This window comes from Allorhizobium sp. Av2 (assembly GCF_021462805.2).
Classification (GTDB): Bacteria; Pseudomonadota; Alphaproteobacteria; order Rhizobiales; family Rhizobiaceae; genus Allorhizobium; species Allorhizobium vitis_G.
Genome location: NZ_CP192696.1, coordinates 1,935,404 through 1,953,494, shown reverse-complemented (window position 1 = coordinate 1,953,494; position 18,091 = coordinate 1,935,404). Strand labels below are relative to the sequence as shown.

Below are 18,091 nucleotides of genomic sequence, written 5' to 3'. Positions count from 1 at the left end.
AACCTTGTTTGACCTACTTGACGTAAACGATCTTGCCGCCATTGGCGGCGGTCTGCACCCAGATGACATTTTTCACGAGAATGCCCCGGACCTTCATGGCCTCACGCAAAGCGGGGCTGCCATTGACTTCGGCCTGTGATGTCTCAATCCGCTGGCGTGAGGGGTAGCGTACCAGAAGCGGCAGGTCATTGCCGTGGCCGGGTGGATGCTGGGCGATAAACTCCACCGAGACGCCGTCATTATAGCGCTTGCCAAACAGGATGTCGGGGAGGGTAAGCTCGCCCGCCATTGCGGGCAATGTAAAGCCTATCGCAAGGCTTGCTGCGATTAGAAGGGCCGAAATCTGTTTTTTCATCATCATTCTCCATACAGGCATGTCGCGCAAAAGTGTGAATCGGTTTTGCGATAACGACATGCCAAAAAAGTCGCGCAAAAGTGTAAGGCAGATTTGCGGCGAACCCGGTGTTTCAGGGCTGCGACCAGCGCCGACATATCTATTCTATATAGAGAGCAGATAGAGGCAATTTCAGCCCCGCCACCATCACAATTTTAAACGCACGAAACCACCGGTTCGGTGCCATCACGTCCGAACCAGCGGTTTCTTGTTTCTTCGGCTGCTCAACCCGGCCTATACTCGGCCGACCAGGCGCTTGACCCGATCAGGCGGCGTTGGCCAGCTCGTCGGCGATAACCGTGTCGAGGTTGAGGAAGCAGACCATGGATTTTTCCAGCGCCACGATGCCGCGGCAGAAGGCGCGCTGCATTTCCGGGATGATTTCCGGGGCGGGCTGCAAGTCTTCACCGCGAATGGTCATCATGTCGGAGACCTGTTCCACCAACAGGCCGACCAGCTTGCCGGCGATGTCGGTGACGATGATGGCAGAGCGCTCGGAGGGTTCTGTCATGCTCATGCCCAGCCGGCAGGCCATGTCGATGACCGGGATGACGGCGCCGCGCAGGTTGATCAGACCCAGCACGTATGGGGGCGTATGCGGCATCGGGGTGACGGGTGCCCAACCGCGAATTTCACGGATCGCCATGATGTCGATACAGAATTCCTGATCGCCAAGATGGAAGGAAACTATTTCAAGATAGGCGCCGGACTGCTTGATGGCATTGGACATGGTTCAGAACTCTTCCCAGTGGTCGGTTGATGGGGCGGCTGCCGTTGCACGGGCTGGCGCGGAGCCGCTGCCTTTGGTGAAAGCCCCCGCAACCTTGCTCATGAGCTGCTTTGCGGGAGACTGCGTCGGTGCTGAGGTCGGTCTTGCCGGCTCAGGTCTGCTTGATGTCGGTCGCGCCGGGTGTGATCCTGGCCGCGTCTCACCCGCGCCGCCGATCTTGAATTGCCCAACGAGCTGTCCAAGATTGTCTGCATCGCTGGCAAGCGTATGACTTGCCGCATTGGTCTCTTCGACCATGGCGGCATTTTGCTGCGTGACCTGGTCCATCTGTCCGACGGCGGAATTGATTTCACTCAGGCCAACTGATTGTTCGCGCGCCGAGGTTACAATCGACTTAACGTGATCGTTAATTCGCAGCACATCTTCGCCTATTTTATGCAAAGCCTCACCGGTGGCGGTCACAAGCTCGACCCCGGTGCGCACTTCGTCGCTTGATTTCGTCACCAGATCCTTGATGGTGCGGGCGGCTTCCGCAGCGCGTCCGGCCAAGGCGCGCACTTCCTGGGCAACCACGGCAAAGCCTTTGCCAGCATCCCCAGCGCGGGCGGCTTCGACGCCGGCATTCAACGCCAGAAGATTGGTCTGGAAGGCGATCTCGTCAACGACGTTGATGATCTTGCCGATTTCGCCGGTGGCGCTTTCAATCCGCTCCATGGCGGCCATGGCGTCGGAGACGACGGCACCGGACTGTTCGGCATAGGTCTTGGCATTATCGACCATGTGGCTGGCGTCCTCAGCGCGCTGCGTGCTGGTACGGACCGTTTCGGTAATCTCGGCCAGTGCCGCCGATGTTTCTTCCAGCGATGCGGCCTGCTGTTCGGTGCGGCGCGCCAAGTCGTCGGCGGCGGAGCGCATCTGATTGGCATTGGCCTGGATGGAGCTGGAATTGATGGAGATCTCGCCCATGACATTGCGCAGATGGGTGGTGACCAGATTGAAATCGGTGCGCAGGCGCTCAACCTCCTGCGGGAAAGCTTCATCGACCGCTGCCTGCAAATCGCCCTCGGCCAGCCGGTTCAAGCCCTTGCCCAAGGCATCGACGGCGGCTTTCATCCGGTCGCGCTCAGCTGCCGCTGCGGCCTCGCTCTCGCGCATCTCGGTTTCGCGGCTCTTTCGGCTGTCTTCAGCCTCGGCTTCCAGCGTACGTTTGTCGATGACGGCCTGACGGAAAATATCAGCGGATCGGGCAATGTCGCCGATTTCATCGCCACGCTCCAAGCCGAGGATCTCACGGTCGTAATTGCCCTCGATAATATCCTTGAGGCTGGTGCGGACATTGCGAATGCCGTTGACGACGGAACGGGCATGGATGATCTGCAATCCAAGGACCAGGAAAAATGCAATCGATCCGATGGTGATCTGCATGGTGATGGCGCTTCTGGACGCGCTCGTCGCGTCTGCCACACGGCTTTCAACCAGCTTGCTGGCCGCGACGGACAGGCTTGACAGCGTGTCGTTCAGCTTGCCGCCTGCACCGTCTATCACATCGTCGATCCGCGCATAGGCTTCGTCCGGTGCCTGGGTTTCCACCAGCTTCTTGAGTTCGACGGTTGTCTCCTGGCGGATCTTCTGTACGTCACTGTCATAGCTTGCCACATTGGCGGACAGGCCGACATCGGCGGCAACCTGCTTGACGATGGCGGCCCCATTGGCAAGCGCCAGACCGCTCTTTTCGAAAATTTCCTGACGGTCCGGCTGTACCTTGCCTTCGTCACGGTCGATGATCGTATCCATGGCCGCAAGGGTAATTTCGCCATTGGCGAGTCGCAGTTCGTTGACGGTTTCCAGCTTGTTCTTGAGTTCTATCGCCCGGTTCAACGAGTGATCCAACTGGCTGCTCTTATAATAGCCGACGGCCAGCATGGCCGCGATGGCGCAGATGGCAGCGCCGCCCAAGGTCATCAGGCGCTGGCCGACGGAAAGGCCTCGGCCGGAAATTGCGTTGCTCATGAATATCCCCGCATGGCTCAGTTGACGTGACCGGGTCGGTCCTATGGAACATGCTGTGCGGAGTTTAGAAGGACTGCGCTCTCCCCTAGGGGGCTGCTGTCATTGCTTAAACCGCCGCATCTTTCGCTTCCAGCCCTTTGCCGGTCAGCAATCTTTGCAGCAATCCTCCAAGGACATCATGTCCTGACGGCATAAGGCCGACATGCAGGTTGACTGTCTCTCAAGACTATTAAGCTTTTACTAATACTATTCCCGATTGATGATTTAATTCTATCCGGCGTCAAGCAACACCTGAGGTTCGGTCACCGCCCTAAGCCCGTAGATCAGTGGCGGGCGACGATATGTCTCGGGGGGATGGCATGGGATTTTCCAGCTTTGCGTTTTGTTTGATTTGCCTTGCCTATCCCTCGGCTTGTATGGAAGAGCAGGAGCCGGGCGGCGTTTAATCGTGCGGCTGCGCTTTGGAAATGCTGGTCTTTGGAAATAAACATTGAGTGAAGCGATGAAGAGACTGCGGATCGGGCTTTGGATATTGGTGGCGGCCTCGGCAGCTTTGCTGGGCTATCTGACGCTTGAAATTGGCCAATCGAGCCGCACGGTGGGCGAGGCGGCCTATGGCGTGCCATTTCAGTTGGTCGACCAGCGGGGACAGGCTGTCAGCGAGCAGGTGCTGCGCGGCAAGCCGAGCGCGGTATTCTTCGGCTTCACTCATTGCCCCGAAGTTTGCCCGACCACCCTGTTCGAGCTGGATGGTTGGCTGAAGCAGGTCGATCCGCAGGGCGGCCATCTGAATGCCTATTTCGTTTCCGTCGATCCCGAACGCGATACGACCGAGATCCTGAATACCTATGTTTCGAATGTTTCCGACCGGATCACCGGCATTACCGGCGCGCCCGACAAGGTCATGGAGATGGTCAAGGGCTTCCGCGTCTATGCCAAGAAAGTGCCGGTGGATGAGGCCAATCCGAACGGTGATTACACCATGGACCACACGGCCTCTGTCTTTCTGCTTGATGCGCAGGGCCGGTTCAAAGGCACGATTGCCTATGGTGAAAACCCCGAAACCGCTGTCCAGAAGCTGCAAAAGCTGATGAAGGGCTGATCGCTCGCGGGCGGGGCGCGGATGCCATGCCTGTCCCGCTTTGATGTTGCAACGGCGCGTCAGGCATTGTACCGGAAGCGGCAGAAAGGTGGGCGTTCAATCAGCCTGCCCCATAGGGAATATCGACCGTGAGCGAACTTCGTTTTTTCACCAGCACCACCGAAGTGCAGGCCAATCACATTCTCGACCTCTTAAGCTTTGAGTTCGGTGAAGAGGATTATGCGATTGCCACCACGGAGGTCGATGAAAAACGCGATATCTGGGAAACATCGATCTATCTGATGTTCGATGAGGAAGACGATATACTCGCGCGGGTGAAGACGGCGCTGGTCGCGGAATTTCCGGATCTGCCGGTCGAGCGTGAAGTGATCCCCGATATCGACTGGATCGCCAAATCGCTGGAAGGCCTGACGCCTGTCAGGGCAGGGCGGTTTCTGGTGCATGGGTCCCATGACCGCGACAAGGTCCGTCCTCATGATCTGGCCATCGAGATTGATGCCGGTCAGGCGTTCGGCACCGGCCACCATGGCACGACGGCCGGTTGCCTGGAAATGATCGATAGCGTGGTGCGGGCCCGCAGGCCCCGCAATGCGCTGGATCTGGGCACCGGCAGCGGCGTTCTGGCCATCGCTGTGCGCAAACTGGTGAATGTACCGGTGCTGGCCACCGATATCGACCCCATCGCGGTGCGGGTGGCCAAGGAAAACGGCACGCGCAACGGCGTACCCAACGGCATCGAATGGCGCACCGCGCCGGGTTTTCATTCAACGGCTTTTGGTGAATTCGGACCGTTCGACCTGATCATTGCCAATATTCTGGCCCGTCCGCTGATGAAAATGGCGCCGCAGCTCGTCACTCATCTGGCTCCGGGCGGTTCTGTCATCCTCTCCGGCATTCTGGCATCGCAACGCTGGAAAGTGATCGCCGCCTATAATGGCGCGGGGGTGAAGCATGTGCGCACCATCTGGCGCAATGGCTGGGTCACCATTCATCTGCAATAGGCCCACCTGAAACAGGTTTTCGGCTTGCGATGATTGTGTGCGGTGCAGCAGTGAATAACGCGCATGGCTGGAGCGGGCCAATAGCCATCAGACTGATGCCGGTAGATTGGCGTTTTCAGAAATGTCGCTTTAAACAAAAAAGGCGGCACCGCCATGCCGCCTTTTTCTCGATCAGGTTTCCCTGATCAACCCGCGAACCCTGGGAGGAGAGGCTCAAGCGGGTCCCGTAGCCGGGACTGTGTTCGATAGGTAAAATGGCTGCTCGACACGCCTCCATAGCGGTGGCATCGCATAAGCCATTTCAGGATTATGTTAAATTGCAGCGCGAACTGAGCCGTTGCGGACGGTGCCAGTGCGGGCATCGCCAGCCAGGATGTCACGCGACAAGGAAGAGGCACCGGTCAGACCGTTGCGGCCAATCTGACGGCCGAGCGGCATGGCGCGGGTCGGAGCAGAGGTGCGGATCGGGCTGGTCATCGGAGTTCTCTTCGGTTTTGTTTAGCATGTTGCGTTGCGGTGCTTCTAATCGGTTTAGCTGATTTGCGACAGCGTTTTGCCGGCATGGGAGCCATGCGTCCAGCGCATTGATTTTACGGCTGCCGGACTCTTTGTGGTCAAAAAACCGTCACAATCTGCCTCGGGCGGAGAGGTTAGGGCGAAAAGCGGGGCAAAGGTGATGGAAAGGGTGTCATTTCAGCGCCGCTGTTATAGGTTGGCAGCAGTTTTTGACAGTGTCGGACAGGTCTCATGTTCCAAAGTTTTGACGTTACCTCCACTCCTCAATTCGGTCGCGACCGTGTCGCTGCGCTGCGCGACCGGTTTTCGGGGCTGGGTATCGATGGTTTTCTGATCCCGCGGGCCGATGAATATCAGGGTGAATACGTGCCCGCTTCAGCCGAACGCCTGTCCTGGCTGACCGGCTTTACCGGCTCGGCGGGCGAAGTTCTGGTGACGCAGAGCCAGGCCGTGGTGTTTGTCGATGGCCGCTATGTCACGCAGGTGCGCCAGCAGGTGGACCTGGAGGTGTTTACACCGGGCGATCTGATCGACGAGCCTCCGGCCAAGTGGATCCCGGCCCATGCACCGAAGGGCTTCCGGCTGGGCATCGATCCATGGATGCATACGGTGGCGCAGGTGTCGCGGCTGGAAAAGGCGCTGAACGAGATTGGCGGCACGCTGGTGCTGGTCGATGAAAATCCGCTCGATGCGGTCTGGACCGACCGTCCTGCCGAACCGCTGGGCGCTGTGTCGATCCAGCCGATCTCGGCCGCCGGGGTCGAGGCGGGCGAGAAGATTGCCAAAATCGCCGATGGCCTCGCAGCAAAAGACGCAGAGGCGGTGGTGATCACCGATCCATCGTCGGTGGCCTGGATCTTTAATATTCGTGGCCAGGATGTGCCTCACACGCCGCATCCGCTGTCGCGCGCAATCATCCACGCCGATGGCAAGGCCGAGCTGTTTCTGGACCGGCGCAAGACGAATCTCGAGGTCGAAACCTATCTCGATGGTCTTGCCACCCGGCTTGATCCGCAGAATTTCGTTTTGCAATTGGCAATGCTGGCGCAAACTGGCGCCCGCATTCTGATGGACCCGGATCTCTCGCCGGCGGCATTGGCGCGTCTGGTGGCCAGCCGGGGCGGCAAGGTGGTGGATGGTGGCGATCCGGCTAAGCTGGGGCGGGCGGTGAAAAACCTCGTCGAGCTGAATGGCTCTGCCGTCGCCCATGTGCAGGACGGCGTGGCCGTGGTCGAATTCCTCAGCTGGCTCGACCGGCAACCGGCGGGCAGCGCGACGGAGATCAGTGCGACGCGGGCGTTGGAAACCATCCGCGCCAAGGTGGGCGAGCGGATGCAGAACCCGCTGAAGGATGTATCCTTCGATACGATTGCCGGGGCAGGTGAACATGCCGCTATCATGCATTACCGCGTGACGACGGAAAGCGACCGGCCAATCCGCGCCGGGGAAATGTTCCTGGTCGATTCAGGCGCCCAATATGTCAACGGCACCACGGATATTACCCGCACGCTTGCCGTCGGCGCAGTGCCGGACGATCAAAAACGCTTTTTTACGCTGGTGTTGAAGGGCATGATCGCCATCAGCACGGCGCGCTTTCCGAAGGGTACGCGCGGCTGCGATCTCGATCCGCTGGCGCGCATCAACTTGTGGAAGGCCGGAGCGGATTTTGCCCATGGCACCGGCCACGGCGTCGGCTCGTTTCTGTCGGTGCATGAGGGACCGCAGCGCATTTCCCGGCTTTCCACCCAGGAATTGCTGCCAGGCATGATTCTCTCCAATGAGCCTGGCTACTACCGGCCCGGTCATTTCGGCATCCGGATCGAAAACCTGATCTATGTGCGTGATCTGGAGCCGATGAACGGCGGCGACCTTGATATGATGAGTTTCGAGACGCTCACGTTCGCGCCCATCGACCGCTACCTGATCGTTGAGGACATGCTGACCCGTGAGGAACTGCGCTGGCTGGACGATTATCATGCCCGCACGCGAGAGCAGCTTTTGCCACTGGTAGAGGGAGAGGATGCTCGAAGCTGGCTGATCCGGGCGACCGAGCCATTGGCGCGGTCGGCTATTTAAAAAAGCGAGGATGCATAGGCATCTTCGCTTTGGGCATGTTCGTTTAGAAAAACGACAGAGGAGGAAGGAGGGTGATTAGCGCCCTCTTTCCTCGCTTTCGCGGATGGCCTCATCAAGTGCCACTTCCAGCAGATAGCTCAACATCTCGCAGCGGGCGGCGTCTGACGCCTTGATCAGCTTTTGCAGGTCCTCGGCAATCTGATGGATGGAATGGGCGTTCGCTGCCGGTTCCTTGCCGCCAGCAATCAGTTCCAGTCGATGACGTTGATGACCCATTTAAAAACCCCTCTCAATGCATTCCGCCTTTTTGCCGCATGACGCCATCAATCAGATTGCCCTCACGTGGTTACGAGACGAATCGGCAAGGCAAACGGTTGCGACGACAGAGTTCTACCATAGGTTATTTATATTAAATATAGCTGAATAAGGTATACTAACTGTAAAACAAGCCTCACCCCAGTCTCAGAGGCTTTGGAGAGGTGATTGCCGCAGGGTGGAGCGGATAGGGATCAGGCCATGAACTGGCGGATCAGCACGGCGGCACCCCAACCGGTCAACAGCATGGGGATCAACGAAAAGCGCAGGCCAACGACGAGACCAAGCAACATGGCGAATTTCACCTCCATCCCGCCGGCGTAAAAGGCCGGAGCGACCAGCGTGGTCAGCACGGCGGCAGGAACGGCGTTCAACGCTGCATCGACCCGGGGTGGCAAGGTCTTGAAACGGCTGATCACCAGATAGCCGCCGGCGCGGGTAAGGTAGGTGGCAAGGGCGGCAGCCAGAATGATCGCCACCATAGAGGGGTCGAGATCCATCATTGCGTCACCTCCGGTCGATCCTCAAGGGCCGCTTGCGGCTTCGGCGGCAGCAGGGCTGCGGTAACAATGCCGGCCAGTGCGCCGAGGCTGACATGCCAGGGCGAACCGACGGCATGCATGGCGAACACCGCGGCCACGGCGCTGACGGCAACCACGATCAGGAAGTTCGGACGCTTGCGAAAGCCAAGCACGCTGCCCATGAAATAGACGGGCAGCAGCACGTCGAGGCCGACCGCTTTCGGATCGCCGATCAGGCTACTGAACACTGCGCCAATCGCCGAAAATCCGACCCAGGGAACATAGATGGCCAGTGCAAAGCCCATATACCAGCCGAAGGAAACGGACTTGCCACCTTCGGAATGTTTGACGGTTTCGGCAAATTGCGGATCAGTCATGAAGAAGAAGGCCACGGCCTTTTGCAGTCCACTCAGCCGTTGAAAATACGGGCCGATGGCCGCCGAATAGAGGATGTGGCGGAAATTGACGGCAAACACCGAGAGCACGACCAGCCAGGCCGGAACGTTATTGCCGAACAGATCGATGCCGACCAATTGACTGGCACCTGCAAAAATCGTCGCACTCATCAGCGTCGCCTCAGCCACCGATTGGCCATGGGCGGCAGCGACGGCACCAAACAGGGCCGCAAAGGGCAGGGTGGAAAGAGTGATGGGAACGCTTTGGCGCGCACCATCGGTAAAGTCTGACATCGTCTTTTCCTAGAGCATTTCCAGCAAAAATGCGGTGCGGTTTTGCGTCTGGAAATCTGTTGAAACAAACAGTTAGAGTATTTCTGCGTTTCTATGAAAGGCAGAAATGCTCTAAATGGGTATATGCCTTGGGATGGCCTGTCTTTCAGGCCAGCCCTTGTTTTCCCTCACAAGAATGAGGGGTGGATTAGAACATCAGCGCGAAACGAGCAAATCAATAGGAGTGATCCTGCGTTGATTTCCATTGATGCGTGCTCATAGTCATGCCCTATTCCAGCCGACCCTTCTTGTCGAAAAGGAACATTGTGAATGCCGAAACCCGATGATTTCAAAGCGGATTTTTCAAAAGAAGAACTGGCTCTGCTGGTTTCACGGCTGCAAAAACACCTGGCGAGTGAACATGAGGTCGAGCTTGGACGGTTCGAGGTCGAAAGTCTGATCGATTTTCTGGCCGGAACGGTCGGTGTGCATTTCTACAACAGAGGCCTTGCCGACGCCCAGACCCTGCTGGCCGAGCAGATCGATCGCTTCAATGACGGGATCTACCAATTGGAGCGGACGATGGCGTCTTGAGGTTTGCGCCATGGTGGGCGTGTTTTTCTGATAAATTGGTTTGATTGAAAAATGGGCATAATGCAATTAAAAGGGGCATTTCTCGTTGACTTGATGCTCTCTAGAATTTAAATCGCTCCCTGCTGATCAAGCAACCTCTGCGAGCATTCGGCGCATGGGAATTATCGAAGCGCCTGATCTGCTTTTTTCCGGGGGGAGTGGAATATGATGTTTTCAGGCGGGACTGAGGATTATTACGACGTTCTGGTGATTGGCGCCGGATTGGCAGGGCAGACGTTGGCGTTATCTGTGGCGGGGGAAAAGCGGGTTCTCATCGTCTGTAAATCCGATCTCGGCTCTGCCGCATCGAATTATGCCCAGGGTGGCATTTCTGCGGTCTATGCCGATGATGACACCCATGACAAGCATGTCAGCGATACGTTGATTGCCGGATGTCATCTGAACGACATCGACAATACGCGCTATATCGTTGAGAATGGTCGTAAAGCTGTTGATTGGCTGATCGAGCAGGGCGTTCCATTCACCAAACAGGATGGCGACTATCACCTGACCCGCGAAGGCGGCCATGGCGAACGGCGCATTTTGCATGTCGATGACATGACCGGTCGCGGAATTCAGACCAGCCTGACCTCCCATCTTCTCTCTCATCCCAACATCACCGTGCTTGAGAATTGCGCAGTTACGGATCTCATTCGGGGCGACGCCGAGAAAAATACCTGCATTGGCGCGGTCTTGATCGACCCGAAGGGTGTCGAGCGCCGCATCGCTGCCAGTTTCACGGTTTTGGCAACAGGCGGCGTCGGCCCGATTTTCTCTCATACGACATCGCCAGCTCAATCGATCGGTGACGGTATTCCTCTGGCCTGGAGAATGGGTTGTCGTGTCGCCAACCTGGAGTTCATGCAGTTCCATCCAACCTGCATGTACTATCCCGGAGGTGACGCCTTTCTGATCACGGAGGCCGTTCGGGGCGAAGGTGGCATTCTGACGCTTCCCGATGGATACCGCTTCATGGCCGATTATGATGAGCGTGCAGAGCTTGCGCCGAGAGATGTGGTCTCCAGAGCCATTTACAGCGAGATGAAGAAAAACGGCATCCCATCCGTCAATCTCGACATCAGCCATAAGCCAGCGGAATTCATCAAGGGGCATTTCCCGAACATCTACCAGAAATGTCTGGAGCGGGGGATCGACATGACGAAGGAGCCGATACCGGTGACGCCCGCTTCGCATTATACCTGCGGCGGTGTCTATGCGGAAATAAACGGACGAACGGATGTCGATCGCCTGTATTGCCTCGGGGAAGCCGCCTATACCGGCTTGCATGGTGCCAACCGGCTTGCCTCCAACTCCCTGCTGGAATGTGTGGTCATGGCACGGGCCGCGTCACGGGATATCTTGAGCGGCAGCGACCTGCTGAACGTCTCGCTGGCACCGGCCAAACAGCATCCGCATATCATGGCGGCGGATGGAATGAAGCGTGATGCCATGGTGCTGATCAAGCAGGAAATCAGAACCGTGATGTGGAATTATGTTGGTATTGTCCGCAGCCTGGATTCGCTTCACGCGGCCCGCAGAAGGATTGACCTGCTTCATTCGGAAGTCGAGGCGATGTTGACATCGCATCCCCATTCTTTCGACCTCAGCGACTTGCACAACATGGTGGTGACGGCGCGGATTGTCATCGACAGCGCCTTGTCGCGGTCTGAAAGTCGCGGCTGTCATTACAACAGCGACTTTCCAAGTTCTCGTCAGGAGTCCGGCCCTACCGTCCTCTGCTTGGCTGACCAACACGCCAGTGTAGCGGCATAGGATCAAACACGATGCTGATGAGTGTCATAGGCGTTCCCTTCGGCGCGTTGCTCGGGACGGCGGGAGGGTTTTTGGGAACCGGAGGCGGGACATTTGCAATCCCGCTTCTGGTTTTGTTTGCGGCCTATGACCAGAAGCTTGCCCAAGGGACAGCTTTGGTCATGGTGGTCACCAATGTTCTCTATGCCCTGGTGAAATACCGCAACAAGGGCAGCTTCGATCTCAAGACGGCCCTTGTGCTGGCCGTCAGTGGCAGCATCACCTCGGCGATCAGCTCTCTTTGGGCTCTGTCGCTGTCGAGCGAGACATTGAAGCTGTGGTATGGCGTGTTTTTGATGTTGCTTGCGGCCTTCGTCGCTGTCACGCGCAACATAAAATTCGTCTCGCATGGCCTTGATTATCGTTGGGCTTTTCTGCCGGGGGCTATTGGCGGCATATCGCTGGGCTTGTTTGGAGTAGGGGGCGCCATGCTGGCCGTTCCCTTGCTTGTGATGTTTTACGGGCATTCCCAGGTTCGCGCGCAAGGACTCGGGTTGGCGCTGGCGCTGCCCGGATGCAGTATCAGCCTGATGCAATATGGCTATTATGGCCATGTCGATTGGGTGCTTGGCTCCATGCTGGCCATCGGCGGGCTTTTGGGCGTGCCAGCGGGCGTTCATTTGGCCCATAAGGTTGATGAACGCACCTTGGTTTTGTCGTTTTGCACCTTGCTGATTGCCGCGGGGCTGCTTGTCATCGTCAAATAGCCGTAGCACCGCGCGCCGGACAAGGGCGCGAGGTGCTGCTGCCTTGGCAGTTACGATTTGCGCGGCTGGAATGTATGCTCCGGCCCGGGAAATTGTCGCGCCTTGACCTCGGTCGCATAGTCTTCCACGGCCTTTGAAATCACCCCGGCCAGCTCGGCATAATGTTTGACGAAGCGCGGTTTGAAATCGTTGAACAGGCCCAGCATGTCGTCTGAGACCAGGATCTGGCCATCGCAGGCAGGCGAGGCGCCGATGCCGATGGTGGGGATGGCAAGGGTCTGGGTTATGTCCCGCGCCAAAGGCTCCACGGTGCCTTCAATGACCAGCGCAAAAGCGCCTGCCTTGGCTATAGCGGTGGCGTCGGCCTGGATCTTGTCGGCTTCCGCCTCATCATGGCCTTTTGAGCGATAGCCGCCTGACGTGTTGACCTGCTGCGGCATTAGTCCGACATGGCCCAGCACCGGAATGCCGCGTTCCACCAGAAAGGCGACGGTCTCGGCCATTTCCGTGCCGCCCTCCAGCTTGACGCCATCGCAGCCGGTTTCCTTCATGATCCGTGCCGCATTGCGGAAGGCCTGTTCCCTGGATTCCTGATAGGAGCCGAAGGGCATATCGACGATGACGCAGGCATGACTGACTCCGCGTAACACCGCTTGCCCATGGGCAATCATCATCTCCAGGGTGACGCTAACAGTGGTGTCCAGCCCATACAGCACCATGCCAAGACTGTCGCCGACCAGCAGCAGATCGCAATGGGCATCCATCAGCCGCGCCATCGGCGTGGTATAGGCGGTGAGGGACACAATCGGGCGCTGATGCTTCAGCGCGGCAATGGTGGTGGGCGTCAGGCGTTTCTGGCGGGGCGGGGCGCTCACTCGGCGGCTTCCTTTTTGCTTTTGATGGTGATGACCCGGTTATCCAGCAGCTTGGTCGTGCCGATTTGTACGTAAAGCAACACCAGAAACGGCTGGTCAAGATGGGGCAGGGTGGCGAGCGTATCGGGGTGACGCACGGCGACCACGTCAGGCCGCGCCAGCGGCTCGCGGGCAATGAAGGCGGCAAGGGCTGCTTCCATCTCCGCCGCATCGCGCAGACCGTTGCGATAGAGCCGTTCCGCCTCCTCCAGCGCTTTCGGCACGATGGCGGCGGCGGCACGCTGCTCCTCGGTCAGATAGACATTGCGCGACGAGCAGGCCAGCCCATCGGCCTCGCGCACGGTTGCCACCGGCACGACGCGCACCGGCATGGCGAGATCCTCGACCATGCGGCGGATGATCGCCACCTGCTGATAATCCTTCTCGCCAAAATAGGCGGCATCCGGCTGGACGATGTTGAACAGCTTGGTAACGACGGTTGCTACGCCCGCGAAATGGCCGGGCCGGGCCTTGCCCTCCAGCTCGCCGCCCAGCTCCGGCAGATCGACCACCGTTTGTATCGGTCGCGGATACATGTCGGCCACGCCAGGCGCGAACAGAAAATCGACGCCTGCCGCCGCCAGCATTTCACTGTCGCGAGCGAGATCGCGGGGATATTTCTCCAGATCCTCGCCCTTGCCGAATTGCAGCGGGTTGACGAAGATCGACACCACAGTCACAGCGTTTTCAGCCTCCGCCTGTTCGACCAGCGTCAGGTGACCCTTATGCAGATAGCCCATGGTCGGCACGAAACCGATGGATTTTCCAGCCTTGCGGCAGGCATCGAGCCTTTGGCGCAGCGCTGCAATCGTGTTGATAATCTCCATGGCGGCCCTCCCGAACCCATTCTTTTTGCAGGTGCAGATGTTTCTTAGGCGAGGACATCCGCGCTGGTGATAAGCCTTGCGCCGTGAGCCTGCATGTCGGCAATCGCCGCCTCCACCGTCTGCGGATCGATGCCCCGGCTGCCATCGATAATCAAGCGCACCGTCACGCCCGGCAGCATGTCCAGCGCATCCAGCACGGAAAACTTGACGCAGTAATCGGTGGCAAGGCCCATGACATCCAGTTCGGTGACGCCCTTGTCGATCAGCCAGGCGTCAAGGCCGGTCAGGGCAGACTGATCGTTGTCGCGGAAGGCCGAATAGCTGTCCACCAACGGGTTCAGCCCCTTTTTCTGCACATGATCGATCCGCGAGAGGTCGAGGCCAGGGTGAAACTCGGCATCTACTGTTCCCTGTATACAATGGTCCGGCCACATCATCTGCGGCTTGCCGGAAAGCTCGCCCAGCTCGAAAACCTTGGCGCCAGGATGCTGGGAGGCGAAGCTTCCATGATGGGCTGGATGCCAATCCTGCGAGGCGACGATCAGGTCATAGGCCCCGCTGGCCATCAGGGCATTGGCGATGGGGACGATCTGATCGCCCTCTGCCACCGGCAGATTGCCGCCCGGGCAAAAGCCATTCTGGATATCGATGAGAAGCAGCGCCTTGGTCATGATCCCTCCTGCTGATTTTGCGCCAGACCATGGCAAGGCCGATCGATGCGCGCAAGGGTATGGGTAAGAGTATTTGGTCTCAAAATTTGATTTGCCGGTAAGATCGGTAGGAACCTAACGGTCGCTCCCGCGTTTGCAGTTCACCTATGCGTAAATTTTTGTCGCACCCCCGCTTATTTTCAACATGCATCGGATTTGTCCTATGATCCTCATCGTTACAGCGGTCGTTTTCGCCGTGATCGGGCTCGCGCTCGGCGGCGGAGGTGGCTATCTCCTGTCGCTCGGCGGTAGCCCGTTTTACCTCATCGCCGGTCTTGCCTTCATCCTCGTTGCGCTGCTTCTGGCGATGCGCAAGGCGGCGGCGCTGTGGATCTATGGGCTGTTCATTCTCGGCTGCCTGGGCTGGGCGATCTGGGAGGTCGGCTTTGACTGGTGGCAGCTTGGCACCCGCGGCGGGCTGGTGATCGTGCTCGGCTTTGTGCTGCTATTGCCTGCCATCCGCCGCAGGCTCGGGCCGCTACATCGTCGCGAAGGCGGCATTGCCGCCAGCGCTTGGCCGGTAGCGCTGCCGGTGCTGGTCGCGCTCGTTGTCGCCGGTTATTCGATGACCCAGGACCCCTATGACAAGCCCGGCACGCTGCCGATGGATGTGGCCAGCGCCACGCCCTCCTATGGCGGCGACATGGCTGATGGCGAATGGCATCAATATGGCCGCACACCCTATGGCCAGCGCTATTCGCCGCTGACCCAGATCACGACCGACAATGTCAAGACGCTGAAGACCGCCTGGACCTACCAGACCGGCGATGTGAAACTGCCCGGCGATGTCGGCGAGACCACCTATCAGGTCACGCCGCTGAAAGTCGGCGATACGCTTTATCTCTGCACCCCGCACAATTGGGCTATCGCCGTGGATGCGGCGACTGGCAAGCAGAAATGGAAATATGACCCCAATGTCGGCCTGAACCCGGATCGCCAGCACCAGACCTGCCGTGGCGTCACCTATTATGCCGATCCTGCCGCCACAGCTGGTGCGTCCTGCGCCACCCGCGTCTATCTTCCAACCTCGGATGCGCGGCTGATCGCGCTCGATGCCGCCAATGGCAAGATCTGCGAGAGTTTTGCCGACAAGGGCGTGCTGCATCTGGAACAGGGCATGCCCTACAATCCGGCTGGCTATTATTACTCGACGTCGCCGCCGGTGATTGCCGCCGGCAAGATTATCATTGGTGGGGCGGTCAACGATAACTATTCCACCAAGGAACAATCCGGCGTGATCCGCGCCTTTGACGTCCAGACCGGCGCGCTGGTGTGGAACTGGGACAGCGGCAATCCGGGCCAGACCCAACCACTGCCCGAAGGCCAGACATACACCGCCAATTCGCCGAATAGCTGGTCGGTATTCTCGGTCGATGAACAGCTGGGCCTCGTCTATATCCCGCTTGGCAATCAGGTGCCGGACCAGTTGGGCATGAACCGCAGCGCCAATGTGGAGAAATATTCTTCCTCGGTCGTGGCGCTTGACCTCAATACCGGTGCCGACCGCTGGGTGCAGCAATTCGTCCATCATGACCTCTGGGACATGGATGTTCCCGCCCAGCCCGTGCTGCTCGACATTACCCGCGAAGGCACCACCGTCCCGGCGCTCGTTGCCTCCACCAAGCAGGGTGATGTCTATGTGCTGGACCGGCGCACTGGCCAGCCGATCATTCCGATCAAGGAGCTTCCGGCTCCCGGCGGCACTATTCCAGAAGATCAAGCGTCGCCAACCCAGCCGATTTCTGGTCTTAGTTTTCGCCCACCGAAGCTGGAAGAGCGCAATATGTGGGGCGTGACGCTGCTCGATCAGCTGGCCTGCCGCATCAAGTTCCATCAGTTGCGCTATGAGGGGCAATATACCCCGCCATCGTTGCAGGGCTCGATCATCTATCCCGGCAATTTCGGCACGTTTAACTGGGGTTCGGTTGCTGTCGATCCGGAAAAACAGGTCATGTTCGGCATGCCGACCTATCTGGCCTTCACCTCACAGCTTGTGCCGCGTGATCAGGTTCCGGCCAAGGGCCAGGACGAAAAAGGCTCGGAACAGGGGCTGAACCGCAATGACGGCGCGCCCTATGCCGTGAAAATGGGGCCGTTCCTGTCGCCCATCGGTGTTCCCTGCCAGGCGCCGCCATGGGGTACGGTTGCCGCTGTCGATCTGAAAACCGGCAAGATCGCCTATCAGCACCGCAATGGCACCGTGCATGACATGACGCCGCTGCCGCTGCCCTTCAAGGTCGGCGTACCCGGCATCGGTGGGCCGATGATTACCAAGGGCGGGGTCGCTTTCCTCGGTGCTGCCGTCGATAATTATCTGCGCGCCTATGACCTCGCCACAGGCAAGGTTCTCTGGGAAGGCCGGCTTCCGGCTGGCGGCCAGGCGACGCCGATGAGCTACGAGCTGAACGGCAAGCAATATGTTGTCATGGTCGCTGGCGGCCACGGTTCAATCGGCACCAAGCCGGGGGACTACGTGATCGCCTATACGCTGCCGTAAATTTGGCACGACGGTGGCCTTGTTCACCCCCTCATCCGGCTGCCGCAACCTTCTCCCCACAAGGGGGAGAAGGGCCTATGTCTTACCCTACCTCTCCAATAACGCGAGCTGTGAAGCGAAAGCGGCGGCGGTTGTCCCTCGCCCCCTTGTGGGGAGAGGGGTGCCGAGCGCAGCGGAGGCGGGGTGAGTGCTTACGCCCCGAGGTAGATTTCACAGAAAGCAATCCAGCCCCTTCCGGTTTTGACCGGGAGGGGTCTTCTTTTGGAACAATTGATTCAAATGTCCTTCCGCTACGGCAACCAAACCTTAACCATGAAGCCGTAAAACGAATCATCAGTATAAAGGATGGTTCGTATGCCCAACACTGCCGCCAAGCTTGAACCCGTCGTCTCGACGCTGGCTTTCTTCCCGCTGGCCAGCCGCCGTGATATGGTGCGCGGTGCCGCCGTGACGCTGGACCGCCTGCAAGGCAACGATGCCACCATCTACTGGCGCGCCACCTGCCGCCAGCTCGGCGCCGAACTCCTCGACCTCGGCTGCCCCGAAGACGTGATGCGCGGCGAGATCATGAATTTCCAGGACGCCGTGCAAATGGAACTGATGTGGCTGCATCGCAATGAAGAAGCCCGGGGGTAAGGGTAATTCTGGGCGCAAGATA

18 protein-coding genes are annotated in these 18,091 nt (G+C 58.7%); 8 read left to right on the top strand and 10 right to left on the bottom strand.

What is annotated here, in order from left to right:
• Positions 1-13 precede the first annotated feature (13 nt).
• The 3 genes from FS819_RS09415 to FS819_RS09405 form a co-directional block, all read right to left on the bottom strand.
• Positions 14-355 (bottom strand): hypothetical protein, encoded by a 342-nt coding sequence (locus tag FS819_RS09415; RefSeq protein ID WP_156546310.1) that lies wholly within the window; start codon positions 353-355, stop codon positions 14-16.
• A gap of 304 nt (positions 356-659) precedes the next feature.
• Positions 660-1,124, bottom strand: coding sequence for a chemotaxis protein CheW (locus FS819_RS09410; protein WP_015916481.1), 465 nt, complete (start codon positions 1,122-1,124; stop codon positions 660-662).
• Positions 1,125-1,127: 3 nt separating this feature from the next.
• Positions 1,128-3,134: a methyl-accepting chemotaxis protein gene (locus FS819_RS09405; RefSeq protein ID WP_156546307.1), complete on the bottom strand. Its 2,007-nt coding sequence runs from the start codon at positions 3,132-3,134 to the stop codon at positions 1,128-1,130.
• Positions 3,135-3,636: 502 nt separating this feature from the next.
• On the opposite strand from FS819_RS09405, the gene FS819_RS09400 reads away from it, so the two are divergent.
• Both FS819_RS09400 and FS819_RS09395 read left to right on the top strand, forming a co-directional pair.
• A complete protein-coding gene (locus FS819_RS09400) occupies positions 3,637-4,236 on the top strand; it encodes an SCO family protein (RefSeq protein WP_015916479.1) in 600 nt (199 codons plus the stop codon).
• A 128-nt stretch (positions 4,237-4,364) separates the two neighbouring features.
• Positions 4,365-5,237 carry a 50S ribosomal protein L11 methyltransferase gene (locus tag FS819_RS09395; protein WP_234624598.1) on the top strand — a complete coding sequence of 291 codons (873 nt, stop codon included), beginning with the start codon at positions 4,365-4,367 and terminating at the stop codon, positions 5,235-5,237.
• 312 nt (positions 5,238-5,549) lie between these two features.
• Here FS819_RS09395 and FS819_RS09390 read toward each other — a convergent pair whose 3' ends face one another.
• Positions 5,550-5,714: a hypothetical protein gene (locus FS819_RS09390; protein WP_156546304.1), complete on the bottom strand. Its 165-nt coding sequence runs from the start codon at positions 5,712-5,714 to the stop codon at positions 5,550-5,552.
• Between the two features lie 270 nt (positions 5,715-5,984).
• Between FS819_RS09390 and FS819_RS09385 the strand changes: the two genes are divergently transcribed.
• Positions 5,985-7,829, top strand: a complete 1,845-nt coding sequence (locus FS819_RS09385) for an aminopeptidase P family protein (RefSeq protein WP_156546301.1) — start codon at positions 5,985-5,987, stop codon at positions 7,827-7,829.
• 75 nt (positions 7,830-7,904) lie between these two features.
• Here the strand turns inward: FS819_RS09385 and FS819_RS09380 are convergent, their stop codons facing one another.
• From FS819_RS09380 to FS819_RS09370, 3 genes are all read right to left on the bottom strand, one after another.
• On the bottom strand, positions 7,905-8,105 hold the full coding sequence (locus tag FS819_RS09380; protein ID WP_041696788.1) for a hypothetical protein: 201 nt from the start codon (positions 8,103-8,105) through the stop codon (positions 7,905-7,907).
• 233 nt (positions 8,106-8,338) lie between these two features.
• Complete coding sequence (locus FS819_RS09375) at positions 8,339-8,644, bottom strand: AzlD family protein (protein WP_060717914.1); 306 nt, start codon at positions 8,642-8,644, stop codon at positions 8,339-8,341.
• Positions 8,644-9,354, bottom strand: a complete 711-nt coding sequence (locus tag FS819_RS09370) for an AzlC family ABC transporter permease (protein WP_156546298.1) — start codon at positions 9,352-9,354, stop codon at positions 8,644-8,646. The genes FS819_RS09375 and FS819_RS09370 overlap by 1 nt, the downstream gene beginning before the upstream one ends.
• Positions 9,355-9,663: 309 nt before the next feature.
• Here FS819_RS09370 and FS819_RS09365 point away from each other — a divergent pair, with 309 nt between their 5' ends.
• The 3 genes from FS819_RS09365 (at position 9,664) to FS819_RS09355 (ending at position 12,485) form a co-directional block, all read left to right on the top strand.
• Positions 9,664-9,927, top strand: coding sequence for a DUF2164 domain-containing protein (locus tag FS819_RS09365; protein ID WP_156546296.1), 264 nt, complete (start codon positions 9,664-9,666; stop codon positions 9,925-9,927).
• Between the two features lie 204 nt (positions 9,928-10,131).
• Entirely contained in the window at positions 10,132-11,739 is a 1,608-nt protein-coding gene (gene nadB, locus FS819_RS09360; protein ID WP_156546293.1) for an L-aspartate oxidase, read from the top strand.
• An 11-nt stretch (positions 11,740-11,750) separates the two neighbouring features.
• Positions 11,751-12,485 (top strand): sulfite exporter TauE/SafE family protein, encoded by a 735-nt coding sequence (locus FS819_RS09355; RefSeq protein WP_156629712.1) that lies wholly within the window; start codon positions 11,751-11,753, stop codon positions 12,483-12,485.
• Positions 12,486-12,535: 50 nt separating this feature from the next.
• On the opposite strand, the gene panB is transcribed toward FS819_RS09355, so the two are convergent.
• The 3 genes from panB to pncA are packed head-to-tail and all read right to left on the bottom strand — an operon-like array spanning position 12,536 to position 14,897.
• Positions 12,536-13,360 (bottom strand): 3-methyl-2-oxobutanoate hydroxymethyltransferase, encoded by an 825-nt coding sequence (gene panB / locus FS819_RS09350; RefSeq protein ID WP_234624599.1) that lies wholly within the window; start codon positions 13,358-13,360, stop codon positions 12,536-12,538.
• Positions 13,357-14,226 (bottom strand): pantoate--beta-alanine ligase, encoded by an 870-nt coding sequence (gene panC / locus FS819_RS09345; protein WP_156546288.1) that lies wholly within the window; start codon positions 14,224-14,226, stop codon positions 13,357-13,359. Before panC ends, panB begins: the two co-directional genes overlap by 4 nt.
• Positions 14,227-14,270: 44 nt before the next feature.
• Positions 14,271-14,897, bottom strand: a complete 627-nt coding sequence (gene pncA / locus FS819_RS09340) for a bifunctional nicotinamidase/pyrazinamidase (RefSeq protein ID WP_156546285.1) — start codon at positions 14,895-14,897, stop codon at positions 14,271-14,273.
• A 202-nt stretch (positions 14,898-15,099) separates the two neighbouring features.
• On the opposite strand from pncA, the gene FS819_RS09335 reads away from it, so the two are divergent.
• Entirely contained in the window at positions 15,100-17,433 is a 2,334-nt protein-coding gene (locus FS819_RS09335; protein ID WP_156546282.1) for a glucose/quinate/shikimate family membrane-bound PQQ-dependent dehydrogenase, read from the top strand.
• Positions 17,434-17,787: 354 nt separating this feature from the next.
• Positions 17,788-18,069, top strand: a complete 282-nt coding sequence (locus FS819_RS09330; protein WP_114387035.1) for a DUF6074 family protein — start codon at positions 17,788-17,790, stop codon at positions 18,067-18,069.
• Positions 18,070-18,091 lie beyond the last annotated feature (22 nt).

What these genes read in the sequence shown, in the direction of transcription:
- FS819_RS09415 (WP_156546310.1), bottom strand. Translation starts at nt 355, where the DNA reads ATGAAAAAACAGATTTCGGCCCTTCTAATCGCAGCAAGCCTTGCGATA.
- FS819_RS09410 (WP_015916481.1), bottom strand. Translation starts at nt 1,124, where the DNA reads ATGTCCAATGCCATCAAGCAGTCCGGCGCCTATCTTGAAATAGTTTCC.
- FS819_RS09405 (WP_156546307.1), bottom strand. Translation starts at nt 3,134, where the DNA reads ATGAGCAACGCAATTTCCGGCCGAGGCCTTTCCGTCGGCCAGCGCCTG.
- FS819_RS09400 (WP_015916479.1), top strand. Translation starts at nt 3,637, where the DNA reads ATGAAGAGACTGCGGATCGGGCTTTGGATATTGGTGGCGGCCTCGGCA.
- FS819_RS09390 (WP_156546304.1), bottom strand. Translation starts at nt 5,714, where the DNA reads ATGACCAGCCCGATCCGCACCTCTGCTCCGACCCGCGCCATGCCGCTC.
- FS819_RS09385 (WP_156546301.1), top strand. Translation starts at nt 5,985, where the DNA reads ATGTTCCAAAGTTTTGACGTTACCTCCACTCCTCAATTCGGTCGCGAC.
- FS819_RS09380 (WP_041696788.1), bottom strand. Translation starts at nt 8,105, where the DNA reads ATGGGTCATCAACGTCATCGACTGGAACTGATTGCTGGCGGCAAGGAA.
- FS819_RS09375 (WP_060717914.1), bottom strand. Translation starts at nt 8,644, where the DNA reads ATGGATCTCGACCCCTCTATGGTGGCGATCATTCTGGCTGCCGCCCTT.
- FS819_RS09370 (WP_156546298.1), bottom strand. Translation starts at nt 9,354, where the DNA reads ATGTCAGACTTTACCGATGGTGCGCGCCAAAGCGTTCCCATCACTCTT.
- FS819_RS09365 (WP_156546296.1), top strand. Translation starts at nt 9,664, where the DNA reads ATGCCGAAACCCGATGATTTCAAAGCGGATTTTTCAAAAGAAGAACTG.
- nadB (WP_156546293.1), top strand. Translation starts at nt 10,132, where the DNA reads ATGATGTTTTCAGGCGGGACTGAGGATTATTACGACGTTCTGGTGATT.
- FS819_RS09355 (WP_156629712.1), top strand. Translation starts at nt 11,751, where the DNA reads ATGCTGATGAGTGTCATAGGCGTTCCCTTCGGCGCGTTGCTCGGGACG.
- panC (WP_156546288.1), bottom strand. Translation starts at nt 14,226, where the DNA reads ATGGAGATTATCAACACGATTGCAGCGCTGCGCCAAAGGCTCGATGCC.
- pncA (WP_156546285.1), bottom strand. Translation starts at nt 14,897, where the DNA reads ATGACCAAGGCGCTGCTTCTCATCGATATCCAGAATGGCTTTTGCCCG.
- FS819_RS09335 (WP_156546282.1), top strand. Translation starts at nt 15,100, where the DNA reads ATGATCCTCATCGTTACAGCGGTCGTTTTCGCCGTGATCGGGCTCGCG.
- FS819_RS09330 (WP_114387035.1), top strand. Translation starts at nt 17,788, where the DNA reads ATGCCCAACACTGCCGCCAAGCTTGAACCCGTCGTCTCGACGCTGGCT.